The organism is Streptomyces chisholmiae (assembly GCF_031845445.1).
Classification (GTDB): domain Bacteria; phylum Actinomycetota; class Actinomycetes; order Streptomycetales; family Streptomycetaceae; genus Streptomyces; species Streptomyces chisholmiae.
On sequence record NZ_JAVREO010000328.1, the window covers coordinates 1 to 255 of the forward strand.

1 protein-coding gene is annotated in these 255 nt (G+C 59.2%); it reads left to right on the top strand.

Annotation, left to right across the window (positions count from 1 at the left end):
* Positions 1-255: zinc-binding dehydrogenase (locus RM844_RS33420; RefSeq protein WP_311671167.1), on the top strand; the 255-nt coding region annotated here is incomplete at both ends.

Genomic DNA, 255 nt, shown 5'->3' on the forward strand with positions numbered 1-255 from the left:
TGGCTGCGGTGCAGGTGGCGCGGTTGCGGGGGGCTGAGGTGTTCGCGACGGCGAGTGTGGGGAAGTGGGATGTGTTGCGGGGGATGGGGTTGGATGACGCGCATATTGGTAATTCGCGTGATCTGTCATTTCGGGAGAAGTTTTTGGGGGTGACGGGTGGTGCGGGTGTTGATGTGGTGTTGAATTCGTTGGCTGGTGGGTTTGTGGATGCGTCGTTGGATTTGTTGCCTCGGGGTGGGCGGTTTTTGGAGATGG